This window comes from Hyphococcus aureus (genome assembly GCF_042643165.1).
Classification (GTDB): domain Bacteria; phylum Pseudomonadota; class Alphaproteobacteria; order Caulobacterales; family Parvularculaceae; genus Hyphococcus; species Hyphococcus aureus.
The window spans coordinates 1070169-1086316 of the sequence record NZ_JBHRSH010000002.1 but is presented as its reverse complement, the minus strand read 5'-3'; the positions used below and the strand labels follow the sequence as shown (position 1 = coordinate 1086316).

At 58.5% G+C, this 16148-nt stretch carries 13 protein-coding genes and 1 tRNA gene; 11 read left to right on the top strand and 3 right to left on the bottom strand.

Annotation, left to right across the window (positions count from 1 at the left end):
• Window positions 1-104: 104 nt before the first annotated feature.
• Window positions 105-1334 (top strand): 5-aminolevulinate synthase, encoded by a 1230-nt coding sequence (hemA, locus tag ACFOOP_RS18175; RefSeq protein WP_379882578.1) that lies wholly within the window; start codon window positions 105-107, stop codon window positions 1332-1334.
• A 54-nt stretch (window positions 1335-1388) separates the two neighbouring features.
• Here the strand turns inward: hemA and ACFOOP_RS18170 are convergent, their stop codons facing one another.
• Complete coding sequence (locus ACFOOP_RS18170) at window positions 1389-1799, bottom strand: thermonuclease family protein (protein ID WP_379882577.1); 411 nt, start codon at window positions 1797-1799, stop codon at window positions 1389-1391.
• Window positions 1800-2145: 346 nt separating this feature from the next.
• On the opposite strand from ACFOOP_RS18170, the gene ACFOOP_RS18165 reads away from it, so the two are divergent.
• The 5 genes from ACFOOP_RS18165 (at window position 2146) to ACFOOP_RS18145 (ending at window position 7375) form a co-directional block, all read left to right on the top strand.
• Window positions 2146-4161: a tetratricopeptide repeat-containing sulfotransferase family protein gene (locus ACFOOP_RS18165; protein WP_379882576.1), complete on the top strand. Its 2016-nt coding sequence runs from the start codon at window positions 2146-2148 to the stop codon at window positions 4159-4161.
• Between the two features lie 113 nt (window positions 4162-4274).
• Entirely contained in the window at window positions 4275-5447 is a 1173-nt protein-coding gene (gene mnmA, locus ACFOOP_RS18160; protein ID WP_379882575.1) for a tRNA 2-thiouridine(34) synthase MnmA, read from the top strand.
• Window positions 5444-5878: a GNAT family N-acetyltransferase gene (locus ACFOOP_RS18155; RefSeq protein ID WP_379882574.1), complete on the top strand. Its 435-nt coding sequence runs from the start codon at window positions 5444-5446 to the stop codon at window positions 5876-5878. Before mnmA ends, ACFOOP_RS18155 begins: the two co-directional genes overlap by 4 nt.
• An 18-nt stretch (window positions 5879-5896) precedes the next feature.
• Entirely contained in the window at window positions 5897-6268 is a 372-nt protein-coding gene (locus ACFOOP_RS18150) for a YkgJ family cysteine cluster protein (RefSeq protein ID WP_379882573.1), read from the top strand.
• Window positions 6269-6274: 6 nt separating this feature from the next.
• On the top strand, window positions 6275-7375 hold the full coding sequence (locus ACFOOP_RS18145; protein ID WP_379882572.1) for an NAD(P)/FAD-dependent oxidoreductase: 1101 nt from the start codon (window positions 6275-6277) through the stop codon (window positions 7373-7375).
• A gap of 19 nt (window positions 7376-7394) precedes the next feature.
• Here ACFOOP_RS18145 and ACFOOP_RS18140 read toward each other — a convergent pair whose 3' ends face one another.
• Window positions 7395-8006 (bottom strand): hypothetical protein, encoded by a 612-nt coding sequence (locus ACFOOP_RS18140; protein WP_379882571.1) that lies wholly within the window; start codon window positions 8004-8006, stop codon window positions 7395-7397.
• 290 nt (window positions 8007-8296) lie between these two features.
• Here ACFOOP_RS18140 and ACFOOP_RS18135 point away from each other — a divergent pair.
• Both ACFOOP_RS18135 and ACFOOP_RS18130 read left to right on the top strand, forming a co-directional pair.
• Window positions 8297-8373 (top strand) — tRNA-Met (locus ACFOOP_RS18135).
• 810 nt (window positions 8374-9183) lie between these two features.
• Entirely contained in the window at window positions 9184-10776 is a 1593-nt protein-coding gene (locus ACFOOP_RS18130) for an N-acyl-D-amino-acid deacylase family protein (protein ID WP_379882570.1), read from the top strand.
• Here ACFOOP_RS18130 and ACFOOP_RS18125 read toward each other — a convergent pair whose 3' ends face one another.
• Window positions 10777-11763 (bottom strand): LysR substrate-binding domain-containing protein, encoded by a 987-nt coding sequence (locus ACFOOP_RS18125; RefSeq protein WP_379882569.1) that lies wholly within the window; start codon window positions 11761-11763, stop codon window positions 10777-10779.
• A gap of 100 nt (window positions 11764-11863) precedes the next feature.
• Between ACFOOP_RS18125 and dsdA the strand changes: the two genes are divergently transcribed.
• From dsdA to ACFOOP_RS18110, 3 genes are read left to right on the top strand one after another with little or no spacing between them, the layout of a single operon-like run.
• Window positions 11864-13207, top strand: coding sequence for a D-serine ammonia-lyase (gene dsdA, locus ACFOOP_RS18120; protein WP_379882568.1), 1344 nt, complete (start codon window positions 11864-11866; stop codon window positions 13205-13207).
• Window positions 13204-14955, top strand: a complete 1752-nt coding sequence (locus ACFOOP_RS18115; RefSeq protein WP_379882567.1) for a serine hydrolase domain-containing protein — start codon at window positions 13204-13206, stop codon at window positions 14953-14955. The genes dsdA and ACFOOP_RS18115 overlap by 4 nt, the downstream gene beginning before the upstream one ends.
• 48 nt (window positions 14956-15003) lie before the next feature.
• A complete protein-coding gene (locus tag ACFOOP_RS18110) occupies window positions 15004-16146 on the top strand; it encodes a DUF819 family protein (RefSeq protein WP_379882566.1) in 1143 nt (380 codons plus the stop codon).
• Window positions 16147-16148 lie beyond the last annotated feature (2 nt).

Genomic DNA, 16148 nt, shown 5'->3' with positions numbered 1-16148 from the left:
GCGCATGCGGCGTTCGGTCCGGCGGCTTTGCACTGGCATTTACCGGCGGTAGTTGATTATGTGTCATTCTGAGGAAAAACGAGGCGTTAAGCCGAAAGAGCGCGATGGTCGATTATAATGAAGCATTCCGGGCGGCGGTGGACGCGGTTCGGGCCGAGGGGCGCTATCGGGTGTTTGCGGATCTGGAGCGCATGCGCGGTCAGTTTCCGAGGGCGCTCTATTATGGCGGCCATAATGAGCGCGAACGTGAGCCCCGTGAGATCACCGTCTGGTGTTCCAACGACTATCTCGGCATGGGCCAGCATCCTGCGGTTGTAGGGGCCATGGAAGAAGCGCTCGCGAAAGTGGGCGCAGGCGCAGGCGGCACACGCAATATCGCCGGCACAACCCATTATCATATGAAGCTTGAGCGCTCGCTCGCAGACCTTCACGGCAAGGAAGCGGCGTTGCTTTTCACGTCCGGTTACGTCTCCAATGAGGCGACGCTGTCGACGATTTCGCGCATCCTGCCCGATTGCGTCATCCTCTCCGACGAACTCAACCACGCCTCCATGATTGAGGGCATTCGCGGCGGACGCTCGATCAAGCGCATCTGGCGCCATAACGATCTTGAGCATCTTGAAGAATTGCTGGCGGAGCTTCCGCCTGAACGTCCAAAAGTGATCGCGTTTGAATCCGTCTATTCCATGGACGGCGACATTGCGCCAATGGCCGAGATCTGTGATCTCGCCGAACGCTACAACGCGTTCACCTATCTCGACGAAGTACATGCGGTTGGCCTTTATGGCATTCGCGGCGGCGGGGTGTCAGAACGCGACGGCGTTGCGCACCGCATTGACATTATCGAAGGCACGCTGGGGAAGGCGATCGGCGTTATGGGCGGTTACATCGCCGCCAACGCCGACATTATCGACGCGATCCGCTCTTATGCGTCGGGCTTTATTTTTACGACGGCGCTTTCGCCGGTTCTCGTCGCCGGCGCGCTCGCCAGCGTCGAAACGCTAAAAGCTTCAAACCATCTGCGCGAGCAACATCAGGAGCGCGCGGCGCATTTGAAAAAACTGCTGGCCGATGAAGGCCTCCCGGTGATGGACTCGGTGAGCCACATCGTACCGGTGAAAGTCGGCGATCCGGTGCAGTGCAAGCGCGTTTCCGATTACCTGCTTGAAGAGCACAATATCTATGTGCAGCCCATCAACTATCCGACCGTGCCCAAGGGAACGGAGCGTCTGAGGTTCACACCGACGCCGCTGCATACGGATGATCACATGGGCGATCTCATCAAGGCCCTCGACGATGTCTGGACAGCGCTGAAATTGAAACGCGCCGCCTGACTCACGACGGATTGATGGGCGACGCCGGATCGGCGAAAGCCCAACCGCCATCATTTATCGCGTCGAATAATAGCCGCCGGAATAGCGAACATATTCGCGCGCCTTGCCGGTCTCTATCATCAACGCTGTGACATCGCCGCCATCGGCGAGGAAGCACTGGCCGACAATCCGGCCATAGCGGTCAATGTCGACTTCTTTGCAGACAAGGCGTTCGCCATGGGCGATTTCGCGCAAGGCGCGGGTGGCGGCGTTGCCGCCTTTTTCACCCCGCTCCGGGGCGTCCAGGCCCCAGAGGCGAATGCGCGTTTCGACATTATTGAGATAAAGGGTGTCGCCATCGACGACCCTGGTGACGACGCCCTCATATTGTTTGGGGGCTGCAAAGGCGTGCGGCGCCGTGCTCGCAACCGCCCAGGCGATAGGAATCGTGAGGGCGATCGTCAGCGCGCTCGAGCGCAGCTTCATTGCCTTTTTGGGCCTTGTCGGGGCTTTGCCGTTAGCGGCGGCCTTAGCAGGCGCCGGTTTTCGGGCTGGTTTTCTGGGGCGCATCACGCAACTCGCACCTGGCTTTCTCTCTATTCGGTAATGTTAGGGAGCGCCCGTTACGCGAACTTTAAGAGATTAGTTACGAATTGAAGGAGTTCAGGGGGGGGGATCGCCTCAGTGGGTCGGCTTCCGGCTAACGCCTATAAAAGCCACGGCGTGGGGACGCGCCACCTCTTTTTGTGTCCGGCGTGGATTGTCCTTATAGGTTTTGAGCTTCGTAATCGTTTCAACTCCAGACCGGCGTCAATTCCGTCCAACCGCACTGATGCAAGACAAAGAACAAGCATCCTCTCTGATCGATAGTGCATTCGCCGCGCACCAGTCTGGCGATATGGCGAGCGCCCGGATGTATGGCGAAAAGGCTTTGCAACTGCAGGCCGATTATCCCGATGCGCTGCACCTTCTTGGATTGGTGGCGTGGTCGGAGAAAGACATCGACAAGGCGTTGGCGTTTATTGAACGTGCTGTGGAGCTTGATCCGGATGAGCCAATCTTTCGGATCAATGCCGCCGCAATTCATGAAAAGCGCAACGATTTTCAGCGAGTCGTGGAGCATCTTCGGATAGCGGCGCAGCGTGCGCCCATTGATGCAACCATACGAATGCGCCTCGCCCGGGCGGAAGTGAAAATTGGCGACAACAAAGCTGCGTCGGAAAGCTACGAAACAGTATGTCGCCTTGCCCCTGACCGGGTGGATGCGGTTGCAGGGTTCGTCAGGTCGAAATTGCTGGTTGGCTCCACGGCAGAGGCTTTTCAGGCCGCGTTAACGGCCCGGCGAAAATGGCCCGGCGATATATCGCTGTTGAAGTTATGTTGCGCGGCGGCGATCCAAGCGCGCAATTGGCGTGAGCTTCTGGAGGTCTCCGCGTTGTGGCGCCGGGCCGATGCATCGGATTTGAACGCTTGTCGCAGCCTCGCACACGCCTATATGCAGCTTCGTGACGCGCCAAAAGCGCGCGACGCTTTCGAGCCAGTGATCAAGGTTGCAGCGCCAGCGGTTGCCGATCTGTCGGCCTATGCAAGATTTTGTCTGGCGGCGTTTGACTACGCTGAGGCAGAGCGCGTTCTTGGGGAAGTGCGCAAGCTGGCCCCGGATCACGCTGAGCTTCAATTTGCACAGGCCCGGTATGATCTTTTTACAGGGGATCTCGAAAAATCAGAGCGTCATTTCTTACGGACGATCGAGTTGAACCCGGATATGCCGCAATCTTATGTGCATCTCGTTTCAATCAAAAATGGCGATATCGACGACGCAATGCTGGCCAATATGCAGCGCATGGCGGACGATTCCGGAAAGCAAGCAGAACATAGAGCGGCGCTTTTTCTGGCTATTGGCGCGGCGCTGCACAGGCGCAGCGATTATCCAAAGGCGATGCAGGCTTTTATCAAAGGCAATGCGCTGACGACGGATCTGCTTGCGTTGGAGGGCAGCCTTTATGACCAGACAAGGGCCGAAGAAGAGCGTCGGCGTGATCTCGCGTTTTTTAAGAGTGGCGTAACATCTTCGGCTGGAGACAAAGCTCCCGCCACTCCAATCTTTATTCTTGGCGCGCCGCGGTCCGGAACCACGCTAATTGAAAGCGTTCTCGCCGCCCATCCCGAGGCCTTCGGCGCGGGAGAGCTGGGCGCTTTGCCCGTCATTCATGATGCGGCGGTAGCTTGGGCAGGTCAGGCTGGCGTTGAGGCATTTGGGGATATTCCCGAAGAGCAACGAAAGGCCTGGCGTAACGAGTACGTCTCTGGGTGGCCTGCAATCGGGGAGAAAAAGTATATTATCGACAAACAGCCGTTGAACATTCGTTCCGTCGGACTGATCAATGCGCTCTTCCCGGAGGCGGCGCTGGTTCACATTCGCCGAAATCCCGTTGAAACCTGTTTTTCGATTTTCCGGAATGACTTCAGCAGCGGCTGGCCTTTTGCGTGCAGCCTGTCGGATACAGCTCACTACTATGGAGAATACGCTCGCCAAATGGAGCACTGGCGCCGCGAGCTGAACGATGAAGTGCTGCTGCTTCAATATGAGGACTTCGTTGAAAATTTTGAGCAGCGAGCGCGTGAGCTGATCGCACATTGCGGCCTTGATTGGTCCGATGCGTGTCTGGAATTTCACAAAGCGCAGCGTCCGGTGGCGACATTCAGCGCGGCGCAGGTCCGCTCGCCTTTGGCGCGCCAAAAGGATAGGGTTCTTGAGCGCTATGGCGACCTGCTGGCGCCGCTGATCGTGGCTCTGGAGGAGGCCGGCGTCGATCTCACAACAGGCGCATATATGGGCGAGGAATAGCCAGCCGGTCCCTTTCTGAAAGAGACAGGCAATTGCTAGCGGCTTCAGGACCGCCAGGGCGCCGGGATCGCGCACTAGCCCTTTAATCACCGAGGCACTATGTAGTGCCGCAAATGAGCAAATTGCTGGACATATCCACTATCGATGCGCCGCGGATTGACCTCGGCGTGCCCGCCGGCGCGCGCGTGATCGTCGCCATGTCGGGCGGCGTTGACAGCTCCGTCACGGCGGCGCTGGCCAAGCTTTCTGGCTATGACGTGGTCGGCGTCACCCTGCAGCTTTACGATCATGGCGTCGCCATTCAGAAAAAAGGCGCCTGCTGCGCGGGCCAGGATATTCAGGACGCCCGCCGGGTCGCCGAGGCCATGGGCTTTCCCCATTACGTTCTCGATTACGAGAACCGGTTCTCCGAAGCGGTGATGGAAGATTTCGCAGACACCTATCTCGCCGGGGCGACGCCGATCCCTTGCGTGCGCTGTAATGAGCGGGTGAAGTTCAGGGATCTGCTGGAAACCGCGCGCGATCTTGGCGGTGCGGCCATGGCCACCGGGCATTATATTCGCCGTGTCGAGGGCCCTAACGGGCCTGAGCTGCGCCGGGCCCATGACGCGTCAAAAGACCAGAGTTATTTTCTGTTCTCCACCACCAAAGAACAGCTCGACTATCTGCGCTTTCCGCTCGGCGAGATGCCGAAATCTGAAGTGCGCCGGATCGCTGGCGAGCTTGGTCTCGTCGTCGCTGACAAGCCGGACAGCCAGGACATCTGTTTCGTGCCGGAAGGCAAATATGCGAGCGTCGTTGAGCGGCTTCGCCCCGGCGCCGCTGAGCCAGGTGAGATTGTTCATGTGGACGGGACGGTGCTCGCGCGCCATCAGGGCGTCATCCATTACACGGTCGGCCAGCGCCGCGGCCTTGGCGTTGCGGCGGCCGATCCGCTCTATGTGGTGCGTCTCGATCCAGCCATGCGTCAGGTCATCGTGGGTCCGCGAGAAGCGCTCATGGTCAGTCGCATCGTTCTGAAAGAAGTGACCTGGCTTGGGGACGGCGAAGGCGAAGCCGCCGCCCGCGAAGGCGCTGAAATCGCAGTCAAAGTCCGCTCCACGAGGCCGCCCGCGCCGGCAAGGCTTGTGTGGGAGGACGCCAGCCCAACGGGGTGGGCGGTGGAGCTTGCGACGCCGGAAGAGGGCGTCGCGCCGGGACAGGCTTGCGTGTTTTATTCGCCCGACGCCGCTCACAGCCGTGTCCTTGGGGGCGGCTGGATTGCCGCGACGAAAGCCGCCGCATGACGCTTATTCGCAAAATCGCCTCGAGCGATGAAGACGCATGGCATCGCCTGTGGGAGGACTATCTTGATTACTACAAGATGGAGCTGCCGCAGGCTCATGCCGACAGGCTTTTCCACAGCCTGACCGAGGGCGAGCCCTATTTCGGTTTTGTGGCGGAGCAGGACGGCGAGGTGATCGGTTTCGTTCACGGCCTGCCGCATCCATCGACATGGTCCGAGACAGGATACTGTTATCTTGAGGATCTTTATGTGGACGCCGAAGCGCGTGGCAGCGGCGCCGGCCGCAAGCTCATCAATGCTGTCTATGAAGAAGCAAAAAGCAGAGGGCTCTCGCGCGTCTACTGGCATACCGACAAAGGCAATGAAACCGCGCGTAAACTCTATGATAAGGTTGCAACATTAAGCGACTTCGTCCACTACCGGATGGATTAGGTTTGCTGCGCGGGGCGTATGATGGCGAAAAAGCTTTATGACTGTGTCAAGTGTTCGGCTTATTGCTGTTCCTATACTCATATTCCGGTGAACAAGGCGGACGTTAAACGGCTCGCCAAGTTCCACGGCATCTCGGAAGAAAAAGCCGAAAAGAAGTTCACCAAAAAGGGTGACAAGGAAAATCCGCGGGTCATTCGCCATACGGATGATGAGCATTTTGTGACGTCCTGCATGTTCCTCGACAAGGACACACGCAATTGCACCATCTATGAAGGCCGGATGAAAATCTGCCGCGAATTTCCGACACAAAAGCGCTGCGGCTATTATGAGTTCCTGAAATGGGAGCGCGAAGTTCAGGACGATCCGGACTGGATCGCCACCACGGACTAGGGCGTCATGGCCGAGGCGGTTGACGCAGTCGTTATCGGCGCAGGCGTCATCGGCCTTGCCATCGGGCGCGCCCTCGGACGCGCCGGGCGCGACGTTTTCATCCTCGAAAAGAATGACGCTTTCGGCGAAGAGACCTCCGCACGTAATTCGGAAGTCATTCACGCAGGCATTCAATACAAACCCGGCGGTGTGCGGGCCTCGCTGGCGGTCAAAGGCCGCGATGCTCTTTATGCTTTTTGCGCGGCGCATAATGTCAATCATTCCCGCTGCGGCAAGCTGTTGGTTGCGACCAGCGCAGACGACATTCCAAAACTTGCCGCGCTCAAGGAAAACGCTGAAAAAAACGGCGTTGATGACCTCACCATTATCAGCGCAGAAGAAGCGGCGGCGCTGGAGCCGGGGCTGAAGTCTTACGGCGCCATCCTCTCGCCGTCATCCGGTATCGTCGATAGTCATGGATTGATGCTTGCGCTGTTGGGCGATGTTGAAAATCACGGCGGCGCGTTGGCGCTGTCTTCGCCGGTGCTCGGCGGGCGTGTTGCAAGCGACGGAATTGAACTCAATGTCGGGGGCGACGATCCCGTGACGTTGAAAGCAAAGACGGTCGTCAATTGCGCAGGGCTTTGGTCGGATCGTGTTGCGCGATCCATCGCGGGCATTCCTGATGAAACCATCCCGCATTTGAAATACGGAAAGGGTCAGTATTTCACCTATGCCGGCAAGGCGCCGTTTTCGCGATTGATTTATCCCTTGCCGGCGCCGGACAGTCAGGGCGTTCACTATACACGCGATCTCGGCGGGCAGGGTAAGCTCGGGCCGGATCTTAAATATGTTGATACGAATACGGATTATTCTGTTGACGAAACGCGCCGCGCCGCCTTCGCCGCAGCGGCGCGAAAATTCTGGCCAGATATCGACGAAGATAAACTACAACCCGGCTACGCCGGCATCCGTCCCAAACTGAAAGGCCCGGGCGAAGAGGGGGATTTTCTCTTTTCCACGCCGGCGCTTCATGGCGTGCCCGGCTATCTCGGTCTCTATGGGATTGAATCGCCGGGCTTGACGACATCGCTCGCGGTCGCTGAGCACGCCGTCTCGCTGTTGTAAGGACAGAGCCGGCGGCGCGCTATTTAACGCGTGTATAGACTGCTGAGTATCCGCCATCGCGCCATGTAGCGCCGCCATCCTCGGAGATTTCCGATCTGGTCTCGAACCGGCTGTCGCTGATATTTGTGTATCTGGTCAGTTCAAGATGATCGCTTCCGCCGAACATTTCGCCTGAGGCCACCACGACAAAATCATTCTCTATGAACTCGCCATCGTTGAATTTGCGGTTACCCAACGTATTGATGGCGATTGCGGCGATGCGTTCCGTTTTCGGATGCGCCATAAAGATGTGCGTGCTGACAAATATATTGTTGGCCGGATCGCGAGGAAAAGCATGGATGCTTTCCGCCTCGATAGCGAAACCGCCCATTGTGTAGCGGCTGTTCATTTTCGCCTGTGATTCAACGGTGGAGCCGTCGGCCTGTGAATATGTGCTTTTGATGCTCCAGTCGCCCACCAGAAAATCAAGCTTCGCCAACGCCTCACCCGCGCGCGGATCTCGAACGTCTCCCTTGTCGGTTGCGGCCTCGAGACTCGTCTGCCCATTGCCAGCCCATGCCGGCGTCTGAAAGGTGAGTAAGAGCGGCGAGAAGCTTGCGAGTATGGCGAGTGTTCTTGTCCGGTTCATCATTGTTTTTCCATTGGCCTGGAGGCGCGAGCGCAAAGGTTGAAGGTCGTGTTTGAGCCTATCAGAGGCGGCGGGGCCGGGCGCTTCTGGTTAGGCTCGGCGCGCCGCGTTCGGGGCTCGTTTCAACGACAAACCGGGGAAAAGGCGCGGGCTCATCCCGCGCTTTTGACGTGATCGCGGCGCAGGTGGGCGGTGTGGAAGAGATCGGGCCTCATGGCCTCTTGCAGGGGCCTGCGCCGCCCGTTATAGACCTCCGCTCCCGGCGGCGCGGCTGAAGCGCCCGGGACCCTTTTGGCGGGGTAGCTCAGTTGGTGAGAGCGCAGGATTCATAACCCTGAGGTCGGCGGTTCAAATCCGCCCCCCGCTACCATAATAAAAACAAGGGCTTGTAGCGCTTTTCGCTGTCGCCGTCTTAAGGCGGTTTTACAGAGGTTTTGCAATCATTGTTCGCCTTTCGCCGGGAATTTCGCAATCCGGTCATGCACGGTCGTCTCGATCAGCGCCAGCAGCCGCGCATTTGCCGTTTCGAGCGCCGCGGCGGCAGCGTCTCATTGCGAATGCCGCTCCTCAACCGCGGAATAGTTCACCCGCGCTGCGTTGTCGCACATACCCGGATCGGTTTGGTTATGATCGCTTATGCCGTCGCTATTTTTAGAAAATGTAACGCTTGCCGGGGCATCCGTATTCGACAACTCGCCTTCTCCAAGTAGCGGCGGGAGAGGCCGCCGCTGGGATTTTCGAATGCGTTCAGGCCTCGCGAAGGGAAGTAGCTCATCGAGCTCAATGTTGCCGACGAATGGACTTTTGCGCTCTTTGGAAAGCGAGCCGGGTAATTCTGTGTTTATAGGTCTGGCGCTTCACCCGATGGTCTAATTTTTGAAGTTGATGTCGTCGCGGTTTTGAAAAAAGAAATCAGTTTACTGATGATAATGCAAGCAGCCTCATTGGCTGCGCGGATGGTTTTGTCAGGTTATTTCAAGGTCTGGAGAAAAACAAAAATGGTGGACGCGCCTTTTCTTCTGCTATAGCGCTTTGGCGGCAGAAGATTTTGGGTGTCAGTATGTTCGTATACAGATTTGTTTATATTATCGTCTTATGGGTTGGCTTAGCGCTGCTAATGGGGTGCTCAAGAGGTCCGGAGCAGGCTATTCCTGAATATGATGTCATTATACGGAGTGGCATGATTTACGACGGCGCGGGCGGGGCGCCTTATGAAGCAGATGTCGCTGTAAACGGTGATGAAATCGCAGGAATTGGTGACTATTCCGGCGCCCGCGGCCGGACGGAAATTGATGCCGCTGGGCTTGCCGTCAGTCCTGGCTTCATCAACATGATGAGCTGGGCGGTGGATTCGCTTATGGTTGACGGCCGCGCCCAGAGCGATATCCGTCAGGGCGTCACGCTGGAGGTCTTCGGAGAAGGCGAATCCTGGGGGCCGGTCAATGAGCGCACCAAGGAGGAGATGCTTCGCTCGCAGGGCGATATCCGATACGATATCGAATGGACGTCGTTGGGAGACTATCTCGAATTTATGGAGGCGCGGGGCGTCGCGCCGAATTTCGCCTCTTATATCGGGGCGACGACTGTGCGCAATTATGTAATAGGCGAAGAGGACCGCGCGCCTACTGCGGAAGAGCTGGCCGCGATGCAGGAGCTGGTGCGCGAGGCGATGCGTGAAGGCGCGCTGGGCGTGGCGTCAGCGCTGATCTATGCGCCGGGTTTTTATGCAAAAACCGACGAGCTTGTCGCGTTGGCGAGCGCCGCCGGCGAATTCGGCGGCATGTACACGTCCCATTTGCGCAGCGAAGGCAACGCCTTGCTTGAGGGCGTCTATGAATTGATTGAGATTGCGCGCCAGTCTGGCGTGCGGGCGGAGATATACCATTTCAAACAGGCTGGCCGCGCCAACTGGCCGAAGATCGATGCAGCAATTGCTGCAGTCGAGGCGGCGCGCGCCGAAGGTCTTGAGATCACTTCAGACATGTACACCTACAACGCTTCATCAACCGGTCTTGATACGACGCTCCCGCCATGGAGCCGTGAAGGCGGACAGGAAGAGTTTATACGCCGGCTGAAAAATCCTGAAATTCGCGCCAGCATTATCGCAGACATGCGCACGCCGACTGATCGGTGGGCGCAATATCTTGCGCAGAACGGGCCCGAAAATATCATGCTGGTTGGCTTCAAATCCGATGCCCTGAAGCCGCTGACCGGCAAACGCCTTTCTGAAGTCGCCGCCGAGCGCGGAACCTCGGCGGAAGATACGATCATTGACTTGCTGATTGAGGATAATAGCCGGATCGACGCGATCTATTTCGCCATGTCGGAAGAGAATGTGAAAAAAGCGCTGGTCTTGCCGTGGATGAGCATCTGTTCAGATTCCCCGGCGATCGCGACGGAAGGTGTGTTCTTGAAATCCATGACCCATCCGCGCACCTATGGAAGCTTTGCGCGCCTTCTCGGTAAATATGTTCGCGAGGAAAAGACGCTGACGCTTCAGGAAGCGGTGCGCAAGATGACTTCGCTTCCGGCGCATAATCTGCGCATCGAACAGCGCGGGCTTTTGGCGCCTGGTTATTACGCTGACATTGCCATCTTCAATCCGGACACGATCACCGACAACGCAACTTTCGCCGAGCCGCATCAATATGCGACCGGGATGGTGGACGTGTTTGTGAACGGAGAGGCGGTTCTGCGCGACGGCGAGCCAACCGGCGCGCTTCCAGGGAGGGTCGTGCGCGGGCCCGGCTGGGAAGGCCGCGTCGCACGGTAATCACTGAGCGGCGAGCAGACGTCCGCACCTGGCGGGATAATTGTCGTGGAAAGCCGTTAGGGACAAGGCCATTTCCCGGCGCAGCCAGCCGATCAGCTTCGCTTCCGGCGAATGCGGCGCTGGCGCGACTGGCGTCAGGACGCGATAGGCGGCGCCGATAGGGGCGGCTGCATCAGGCGCCAGCGGCGCCAGTGTTCCGGCGCGCAGATGCTCATAAACGAGCATGCTGCGTCCCAGCGCGACGCCCTGTCCGCACAGTGCGGATCGGATCGAGACTTGCGCAAGATTGGCGAAATGACCGCCCAGAGCGAGTTCCGGCGCAAGGCCCTGTGTTTCCAGCCAGCGCCGCCATTCCTCATTTTCCGCAGCGCCATCCCAGGGTTCGCTGTCATGCAGCAACGTCATGTTCGCCAGCATGTCGGGCATCGCGCCATTTTGATGAAGGGTGAGATATGCTGGCGCGCATACGGGCATCAGGATTTCTTCGGCGATCTCTTCCACATGGAAGTCGTCATGGCGCCCGTCATCATAACGGATCGCGACATTGATGTTTTTCGCCGCCATCTGACGGATTTTCGGCGCGTCATGTTCGGCGACGATGCGGACGCAAACGCCGTCCAGCGCCTGGGTTAGCGCAGCCTGACGCGGCGTTAGCCATTCCAGCGCGAGTGAGGGGCTGCAACTGATGGTGAGCGTAGGCTCCTCAGCTTTGCGGTGGAGCATGTCGATGGTGTCGCCCATTCTTTCATAAAGCGGCGCCAGTGTTTGATAGAGCTCGCGGCCATGGGCAGTCAGTTCGAAGGATGAGGCGCCGCGCTTTAACAAGGCGAAGCCGAGCGCTTTTTCGAGCGTCGAAATGCGCTGGCTGACGGCGCTTTGCGTGAGGTGAAGTTCGGCGGCGGCCTGGGTGAAGGAGCAGCGGCGAACCACCATTTCGAAGACATACAGATTTGCGGCTTGCTGCGGGCTGATCTGCGCCTTGCTCATAAGATGACCTTACCCTCGCCCTTAAGAATTAGAATTTGCACGGAGCGCGCAATTTTGATGGTATACCAAACGAATACGGGCGGAGCGAGAAAATAATCCCATGACGAGGGCGGGTGAGTCATTGGCGCTGGCGGGCGGGAGGTCGTTCTGGACCAACCGGGAGCTGCGCCCCTGGAATGATATTGAGCGCAAATCGCCGCTTACGCGCGAGGATTGGCGAAAGGCCTGCGCGAGGCTTGTCTCCTTTCGCTCGCTCTATGGGGCTTTGTTCGAGGAATTGCGCGAGGCGGGCGGAGAGGTGGTTTCGCCGCTAATCGCGGCGGATGCTTTCGCCGCCGCGCTGGGATTTGACGGCGCCTCCGGCGGCCGGATGTTCGTCAAAGGCGATCATGCATTGCCTGTCGGAGGATCGGTGAAGACGCGCGGCGCGCTCTACGAAGTTGTGTCGCTGGCGGAAAAGCTGGCGCGACGCGGCGGCGAGCTGGCGCCGGATGAGCCGCCGGAGGGGATTCTGTCGGAATCATGTCGCGCCTTTTTCGCGCGGCATACAATCATCGCCGGCAGCACCGGCAATCTTGGCATGGGCATCGGCGCCGCGGCGCGTGCGCTTGGCTTCCGCGCAGTCATCCATATGTCGCGTGAAGCGAGCGCCTGGAAAAAAGAGCGGCTGCGCAAGCTGGGCGCCGAAATTTTTGAGCATGACAGCGACTACACAAGCGCGGTTGAGGCTGCGCGCGCGGACGCCAATGTCTCCACGACGTCGTTTTTCATCGATGATGAGGCCTCAACCGAGTTGTTCCTCGGTTACAGCACAGCGGCCGAAGAAGTCGAGCGTCAGTTGCGCGAGCAAGACGTCGCTGTCGATCGGCGCCATCCCTTGTTCGTATATATTCCCTGCGGCGTTGGCGGTGCTCCAGGCGGCGTATCCTTCGGACTGAAGCAGGTTTTTGGCGATGATGTGCACTGTTTTTTTGCAGAGCCGGCGGCATCGGCTTGCGTCTATCTGCAATTATCGACAGGCAGCGCCGATCCGGTTTCGGTTTACGATTACGGTCTCGACAATCGCACCATCGCCGACGGCCTTGCGGTCAGCAAAGCCTCGCAGCTGACGACCGCACTGATCGCGCCGCTGGTGTCGGGCGTTTTTACAGTGCTTGACGAGGATCTTTATCGCGCCCTGTTTCTCGCCAGTGAAAAGGCGGGGATCAAGGCGGAGCCTTCCGCCTTCGCGGGCGCACTGGGGCCATGCCTGCTGACACAAACGCTGCAGGGGCGCGCTTATCTCGCCGCATACGGACTTGAGAAAAGCCTGCCGCAGGCGACCCATCTCATCTGGACGACCGGCGGGCTGTATCAGCCAGCCGATTTATGGCGCGCGCAATATGAGCGCGGGGCCGAATTGAACGCCGGTCTTTCCCGGCAGACGCCATGGAGCGAAACATGACTTTCACAATGACGGGTTTTGGACGGACGAGCATCGCCATGGGCGCCATGCTGCTGGCGGCGGTGGGGCTCCTCGGCGCATGCGCGCAAGAAGCGAATAAGACCGCCGCGCCGTCTTTTTCGCGGGACGACATCGCGCAAATCAATGCGGTGTTCGAGGATTGGGACAGCAAGAGCGGGCCCGGCGGCGTGGTAGCGGTGGTCTATGGCGACAAAACCTTTGTTCACGGATACGGCATGGCTAATCTGGAGACGGGGATGGCGATGTCGTCGGATACGCGCCTTCATGTGGCGTCGATCTCGAAACAGTTTACCGCCTACGCCGCCGGCCTTTTGATCAATGAGGGCAAGCTGTCGCTGGACGACAGAGCGCAGGACTATGTGCCTGCGGTGAAGCAGATCAAAGAGCCCTTGATGATCGAGCAGCTCATTCACCACACAAGCGGATTGCGCGATCAATGGTCACTCGCCAGCATGGCCGGCATTCGCCCAAGTGAAGTGATCAGCCAGCGCGATATCCTGACGATGGCCTCGCAGCAGAATGAGCTGAATTTCGAGCCTGGCTCGGCCTTCGTCTATTCCAATATGGGCTATTCGGTGCTCGCTGAAGTGGTCGGCAAGGTTGCCGGTGCGCCGTTCCCGCAGGTCGTGGATGAGCAGATATTCACGCCGCTCGGGATGGATCGCACGACCGTATTCTCAATCCGCAATGCACCGCTTGAAGGGCGCTCCATGTCATACGACCCGGACGGTGAGACGTATCGTCAGGTTCCGCTCAATTTCGACAATTACGGGGCGACTTCCCTACAGACAACGGCGAACGATATGACCCGCTGGCTGCGCAACCTATTGTCGGACGCGCCGCTTGGCGGTCCGGCGATGAAGCAGATGATTTTGCAACAGGCCGTGCTGAATAACGGGCGTGAGGTTCCGTATGCGTTTGCACTGGAGCTTTCGGATTTTCACGGGCTCGGCGTTGTCGAGCATGGCGGATCGGATGCGGGCTTTCGCGCTCATGTGATGTACATTCCCGAAAAAGATTTCGGCGTCGCTGTGCTCTCCAATCGCAGCGACAGCGACACCTCGATCCGCGCGCGCAAGATTGTCAGCGCGTTGCTGCTGGCTGATACGGAGATCTCTGATCCGCGCGCTGCACTCGGCGATATTCCATCAGCGGAGACGCGCCGCGCCTATGAGGGTGAGTTTCATCTCGCTGACGGCCCGGTGATGAACGTGACGGCAAGCGAAGACGGACTCGTCATGGCATCGCAATTCTGGCCCGGCTTGGAGCTGACGCAGGCGAGTGAAGGCCGTTTCATTACACTCGATGACGACGTGCCAGGCGTCCTTGCCTTCGATACGTCTGTCGGCGATGGATATGACGAATTCGTTTTCAGCCGCGGGCCTCATGAGTTTCGTGGTCGCCGGATCACAGCGCCGAACATCCTGCCTGATTATGTTGGCGAATATGTGGGCAAATATGAAAGCGCGACGCTCGACACTTCCTACTTCATCGACCTGACGGAGGAAGGACTTAAGGTTCGTCATTGGCGCGCGGGACCAGGCCAATTGCGCCCAATCGGCGCCGATGATTTCGCGGTGGAAGGTGGCGTCTTCGGCCATATCCGTTTCATACGCGACGGCTCGGGCAAGATTGCCGCCTTCAGAGGCAGTGACCGCCGCGCGAAGAACGTGCCTTTCCTTCGCGTCAGCGATCAGTCCGCCGCAGACGCTGGCCTGCCAGAATAAGAAAGGCCGCGATTGTAGTGTTCCAGACAAAAGCAAAAGGCGATGCGCATGATTGATCCTTCAAACCATCTTCTGCTCACCGCCGTGACGCTGGGCGCCATCGCGCTTGGTCTTTTTGTGGAGCGCACGCCGATGGGGCGGATTTTTCCCGCTGCGGTGTTCTGCATTGTTTCCGGTCTCATTCTCGCAAATATCGGGATCATCCCTCATGCAGCGCCGATGTATGGCATTGCTAGCGATATCTTCGTACCGCTGGCGATTCCGCTGTTCCTGTTCAAAGCTGATTTGCGTCGCATCATCACCGAAGGCGGACGCACCATGATCGCGTTTTCCGTTGGTGCGTTAGGCACGATTGCCGGCGGTCTGATCGGGTTCATGGTGCTCGATCTCGGCCCGTTACGCGACAAATTGCTGGGCGTGTTCGTGGCGACCTATACGGGCGGGTCGATGAATATGATCGCGGTCGCCAAAACCACCGGGCTGGATGATGCGACGGCGATGTCTGCCGCGGTCGCCGCAGACAATGTGGTGAGCCTCAGTTATCTCACCCTGTTGACGGCGTTCACGGCCTTGCCGTTGGCGCATCGGCTGTTCGCCAAGAGCAAAGGCGCGCATGCGATTGCTGCGGACGCGGTTGCACCTGAAGAAGCGCGTATCGACACTGCAAAAACCGATCTGTGGAACATCGCCATGGGGCTTAGCCTTAGCGCCGCCATCTGCGCCATTAGCACATTCGCCGCCAATGCGGCGGGCCATCCAAGCTATGCAATCTTGATTTTGACCTTTATTTCAGTCGCGCTCGCCAATTTTTTTCCGAAGCTCTTGTCAAAGCTGACCGGAGATGAAGCCATAGGCATGCTGCTTTTCTATTTTCTGTTCTTCGTCATCGGCGCGGCGGCTGATATCAGCGCGTTGACGGGAACGGCCTTCAACATGCTGTTGTTCGGCGCCATCATCGTTTCAGTGCATACGGTGTTTGTCTTCATTGGCGGCTGGCTGTTCAAGCTGACGATTGAGGAAGTGGCGATCGGCTCCAACGCTTGCGTGCTAGGGCCGGCGACAGCCGCCGCCATGGCGGGCGCCATGGGCTGGCGGGCGCTGGTCACGCCCGGCATCGTGTGCGGCGTGTTTGGCTATGTGATCGCGAATTTCATCGGCGCCGGGCTCGCGGCGATTGTCGCCGGCGGTTAGCG

Bases quoted from the DNA above. Each gene is read 5' to 3' on its own strand.
- hemA (WP_379882578.1), top strand. From the start codon at position 105: ATGGTCGATTATAATGAAGCATTCCGGGCGGCGGTGGACGCGGTTCGG.
- ACFOOP_RS18170 (WP_379882577.1), bottom strand. From the start codon at position 1,799: ATGAAGCTGCGCTCGAGCGCGCTGACGATCGCCCTCACGATTCCTATC.
- ACFOOP_RS18165 (WP_379882576.1), top strand. From the start codon at position 2,146: ATGCAAGACAAAGAACAAGCATCCTCTCTGATCGATAGTGCATTCGCC.
- mnmA (WP_379882575.1), top strand. From the start codon at position 4,275: ATGAGCAAATTGCTGGACATATCCACTATCGATGCGCCGCGGATTGAC.
- ACFOOP_RS18155 (WP_379882574.1), top strand. From the start codon at position 5,444: ATGACGCTTATTCGCAAAATCGCCTCGAGCGATGAAGACGCATGGCAT.
- ACFOOP_RS18150 (WP_379882573.1), top strand. From the start codon at position 5,897: ATGATGGCGAAAAAGCTTTATGACTGTGTCAAGTGTTCGGCTTATTGC.
- ACFOOP_RS18145 (WP_379882572.1), top strand. From the start codon at position 6,275: ATGGCCGAGGCGGTTGACGCAGTCGTTATCGGCGCAGGCGTCATCGGC.
- ACFOOP_RS18140 (WP_379882571.1), bottom strand. From the start codon at position 8,006: ATGATGAACCGGACAAGAACACTCGCCATACTCGCAAGCTTCTCGCCG.
- ACFOOP_RS18130 (WP_379882570.1), top strand. From the start codon at position 9,184: ATGATTTACGACGGCGCGGGCGGGGCGCCTTATGAAGCAGATGTCGCT.
- ACFOOP_RS18125 (WP_379882569.1), bottom strand. From the start codon at position 11,763: ATGAGCAAGGCGCAGATCAGCCCGCAGCAAGCCGCAAATCTGTATGTC.
- dsdA (WP_379882568.1), top strand. From the start codon at position 11,864: ATGACGAGGGCGGGTGAGTCATTGGCGCTGGCGGGCGGGAGGTCGTTC.
- ACFOOP_RS18115 (WP_379882567.1), top strand. From the start codon at position 13,204: ATGACTTTCACAATGACGGGTTTTGGACGGACGAGCATCGCCATGGGC.
- ACFOOP_RS18110 (WP_379882566.1), top strand. From the start codon at position 15,004: ATGATTGATCCTTCAAACCATCTTCTGCTCACCGCCGTGACGCTGGGC.